Origin of the sequence: Dietzia sp. DQ11-44 (assembly GCF_014145205.1) — a bacterium.
GTDB classification, from domain to species: Bacteria; Actinomycetota; Actinomycetes; order Mycobacteriales; family Mycobacteriaceae; genus Dietzia; species Dietzia natronolimnaea.
Map to the genome: position 1 here is coordinate 1 of NZ_JAALEC010000507.1, position 4,386 is coordinate 4,386.

The window sequence follows — 4,386 nt, forward strand, 5'->3', positions numbered from 1 at the left end:
GAGCCGGGTGCCGCGGCGACCGGAGGTGGGCTCCGGCGCCGGTGCGAGGGTGGTGGGAACCACGGGGACCTCCTGCGCTGTGGGTGTCCGGACCGCGTCCGGACAGAATTCTCTGACCGGTTCCATGCTCGTCCGCGCGCGGCCGCCGGTCTTGAGGCCGGAGGTGGAGAACCGGTTGGCACCTTTGGGGGAGGCCGGCGGCCTCCGGGCGCTAGTCTCGGCGCATGCGCGAGACCGTCATCCCCGTCCCCGGTACCTCCGGCCTGCAGGCGACCCTGCACCACGCCGAGACTCCCCGGGCCCTGCTCCTGCTGGTCCACGGCTTCGGTGAGCACTCCGGCCGGTACGGGCGGACGGTGGGGTTCCTGGTGGACCGCGGCGTGAACGTGGTCACCTACGACCTCCGGGGGCACGGCACGGCCCCCGGACCGCGGGCCAGGGTCGACACTCAGACCCACATCCGGGACAACCTCGCCGTCCGCGACGCTGTCCTGGAATGGACCCGGACCCCCGAGGGCGTGGGGACCGGGTCCCTGCCCCGTCTCCTCATGGGGCACTCGATGGGCGGGTTGATCGCGGGGGAGTCCGCCCTGCGGCGTCCATGGGACCTGGCGGGGCTGATCCTGTCCTCTCCCGGCATCGTCGTGGGCGAGAGCACACCCGCGCCGCTCCGGGCGGTGGCCCCGGTGATCGCCCGCCTCCTGCCGTTCCTCCCGGTGGAGAAGCTGGACCCGAACGAGATCTCCCGCGTTCCCGAGTACGTGGCGGACTACACCTCCGACCCGCTCGTGCACCACAAGGGGGTGCCGGCGCTGGCAGCCGGGACCCTCCTCGCGGGCGGGCAGAAGTTCCTGCAGCGCTCGAGCGCCCTGCGGGTGCCGACCCTGGTGATCAACGGGTCGGCGGACTCCATCACCTCGCCGACGGGCGCCCGTCGGTTCGCCCAGGTCGCGGGATCGGACCACGACCCGCGGCCGGAGATCACCTACCGGGAGTTCGAGGGCGGTCTGCACGAACTGTTCAACGACCGGTGTGCGGACGAGGCGTACGCGGCGCTCGGGGAGTGGCTGGACGCGCGGCTGGGCTGACGGCCCCTGCGTCCGGGCATATACCGCTCGTCCGGCGGGGCGTCCGCAGGGGCGCCGACTACGCTGGCCCCCATGCGACCCGAGCTCTCCTCCTACCGCCATCTCGCCGCCGGGAAGGTCCGCGAGTTATACGAGATCGACGGCGAGACGCTGCTCCTGGTGGCCACCGACCGGATCTCGGCGTACGACCACGTGCTCGGCACGCCGATCCCCGACAAGGGCCGGGTGCTCACCGCCATGAGCGCCTATTTCTTCGACGCCCTCGACGTGCCGAACCACCTGGCCGGGCCTCTCGACGACGAGCGGATCCCCGCCGAGGTGCTCGGCCGCGCGATGGTGGTGCGCCGCCTCGAGATGGTGCAGGCCGAGTGCGTCGCCCGCGGTTATCTCACCGGGTCCGGGATGGTCGAGTACCTCGAGTCGGGGTCGGTGTGTGGCGTCGAGCTCCCCGAGGGGCTCGTCGAGGCCAGCAGGCTGCCGGAGCCGATCTTCACCCCCGCCACCAAGGCCGCGGTGGGGGACCATGACGAGAACATCTCGTTCGAGCAACTCGCCGGGATCGTCGGCGACGAGCTGGCCGGCCGGCTCCGGACCGCCACCCTGGAGGTGTACGCGCGGGCGGCCGCGATGGCCGCCGACCGTGGGGTACTGCTCGCGGACACGAAGTTCGAGTTCGGGCTGTCCGGGGGCGAGCTGATCCTGGCCGACGAGGTGCTCACCCCGGACTCCTCCCGGTACTGGCCGGCGGACGGGTACCAGGCCGGCCGCGTCCAGCCGAGCTTCGACAAACAGTTCGTGCGCGACTGGCTCACCGGCCCGGACTCGGGCTGGGACCGGGACTCGGACTCGCCGCCGCCCCCGCTACCGCCGGAGGTGGTCGACGCGACCCGGGCACGGTACATCGAGGCGTACGAGCGGATCTCCGGTCTGGAGTTCTCGGAGTGGCTCGGCGGTGAGTCCGCATGAGTGCCTCTGACGCCACCGGCAGCCGGACCGACACCACCACCGACAGCGACACCACCACCGATGGCCGGCAGGTCCCAGAGCCTCCCCGGGCCGAGCGCCGCCCCCACCGCCGTGAGCACCACGGCCGCGTCTTCGTGGACGACTACGAGTGGCTGCGCGACAAGGACGCCCCGGCGACCCGCGAGTACCTGGAGGCGGAGAACGCGTACACGGACGCGATGACGGCCGGGCAGAAGCCGCTCGAGGACGAGGTCTACGAGGAGATCCGTTCCCGCGTCAAGGAGACCGACATGTCGGTTCCCGTGCGGGCCGCCGGCTGGTGGTACTTCTCCCGCACATCGGAAGGCCTGTCCTACGCGCGGCACTGCCGCGTCCCCGTGCCTCCCGAGTTCGTGGCGGATCCCGGCGACCCGGCCGGGTGGGTCCCGCCTGAGGTCTCGCCCGGTGTCGAGCTCCCCGGGGAGCAGCTGTTGCTGGACGGCAACGCCGAGGCCGAGGGGCACGAGTACTTCGCGCTCGGCGCGTTCTCGGTCAGCCACGACGGCCGCGTCCTCGCCTGGGCCACCGACACCGAGGGCGACGAGCGCTACACCCTGCGTTTCCGATCCCTGGATCCCGACTACACGGCGCCTGACGAGGAGATCTCGGGCATCGCGGCCGGCGTGACCTGGTCCCGCGACGGCCAGTACGTCTTCTATGTGACGGTCGACGAGGCGTGGCGCCCCCACACCGTGTGGCGTCACCGCCTGGGGACGACCCGGGACGACGACGACGAGGTGTTCCACGAGCCCGACGAGTCCTACTGGATCGGGGTCGGCGAGACGCGCAGCGAGAAGTACCTGCAGATCGCCGCGGGGTCCAAGATCACCACCGAGGTGTGGTGCCTGGACTCCGCCGACCCGGCGGGCGAGTTCTGGTGCGTACGACCTCGCGAGGAGGGCGTCGAGTACGACGTCGAGCACGCGGTCGTCGGCGGCTTGGATCGCTTCCTCATCACCCACAACGCGGGGTCGCCCAACTTCGCCGTGGTCGAGGCGCCCGCCGGACCGGTCGACCGTGACTTCCGCGAACTGGACCCGCTCGTGCCGCACCGCGACGACGTGCGGGTGGAGGGGGTCGACGCGTTCGCCCGCGTGCTGGTGCTCGGGTACCGGGAGCAGGCGCTGCCCCGGTTCTCCCTGATGCCGCTGGATCCCGCGTCGACCGTGGGTGTGGAGGCGTATTCCGGGTTCACTCCCGTGGAGTTCGACGAGGAACTGTTCACCTCCGGCCCGGGGTCGAACCCGGAGTGGGACGCACCGGTGCTGAGGTTCGGGTTCGGCTCGTTCGTCACCCCGGGCCGCATCTACTCCCTGGCGCTGGCCACGGGGGAGCGGACCCTGTTGCGCGAGCAGGAGGTGCTGGGCGGCTACGACCCGGCCGGGTACGTGCAGCGCCGGGACTGGGCCACTGCCGGGGACGGCACCCAGCTGCCGATCTCCCTGGTGATGTCGCTGGAGACCGCAGCCCGGATCGACGCGGGCGAGCAGGTTCCGACCCTGCTGTACGGCTACGGTTCGTACGAGACCAGCATCGACCCCGCCTTCTCGGTGGCCCGGCTCTCGCTGCTCGACCGGGGGATGGCCTACGCGGTCGCGCACGTGCGGGGCGGCGGTGAGATGGGGCGCCTCTGGTACGAGCAGGGCAAGACCCTGACCAAGCGGAACACCTTCACGGACTTCGTCGACTGCGCGCGGCACCTGGTCGACTCCGGGCTCACCGCCCCGGACCGGTTGGTGGCGGAGGGCGGCAGCGCGGGTGGCCTGCTCATGGGCGCTGTGGCCAACCTCGCGCCGGAATTGTTCGTCGGCATCCAGGCGGTCGTCCCGTTCGTCGATCCGCTCACCTCGATCCTCATGCCGGAGCTCCCGCTGACGGTGATCGAGTGGGACGAGTGGGGCGATCCGCTGCACTCTGAGGAGGTCTACGACTACATGGCCTCCTACGCGCCGTACGAGAACGTCGAGGCCAAGGACTACCCGGCGATCCTGGCGGTGACCTCGCTCAACGACACCCGGGTGCTCTACGTCGAGCCCGCCAAGTGGGTGGCCAGGCTCCGGGCGGTGTCGACCTCGGCCGACTCGGCGGACCGCCCGGTGCTGTTGCGCTGCGAGATGAGCGCCGGCCACGGGGGCGTGTCCGGACGGTACGAGCGGTGGCGCCAGACCGCGTTCGAGTACGCGTGGACGGTCCGCACGGCCGGCGCCGGATAGGGCCGGACCCGCAGCCGTTCAGGCCGGCAGACGCTCGAGCGCGGTCGTCCTCGTCAGTCCTGGTCAGCTGTCGGCGGGGA

Annotated in this window: 3 protein-coding genes; all 3 read left to right on the forward strand. The window is 71.6% G+C overall.

The window, feature by feature from the left end; all coding sequences use genetic code 11:
• The first annotated feature begins 224 nt into the window (after positions 1 to 224).
• On the forward strand, positions 225 to 1,088 hold the full coding sequence (locus tag G6018_RS12645) for an alpha/beta hydrolase (protein WP_182639783.1): 864 nt from the start codon (positions 225 to 227) through the stop codon (positions 1,086 to 1,088).
• A gap of 72 nt (positions 1,089 to 1,160) precedes the next feature.
• Positions 1,161 to 2,054, forward strand: a complete 894-nt coding sequence (locus G6018_RS12650) for a phosphoribosylaminoimidazolesuccinocarboxamide synthase (RefSeq protein ID WP_182639784.1) — start codon at positions 1,161 to 1,163, stop codon at positions 2,052 to 2,054.
• Positions 2,051 to 4,306, forward strand: a complete 2,256-nt coding sequence (locus G6018_RS12655; protein ID WP_182639785.1) for a S9 family peptidase — start codon at positions 2,051 to 2,053, stop codon at positions 4,304 to 4,306. The genes G6018_RS12650 and G6018_RS12655 overlap by 4 nt, the downstream gene beginning before the upstream one ends.
• The last annotated feature ends 80 nt before the right edge of the window (positions 4,307 to 4,386 follow it).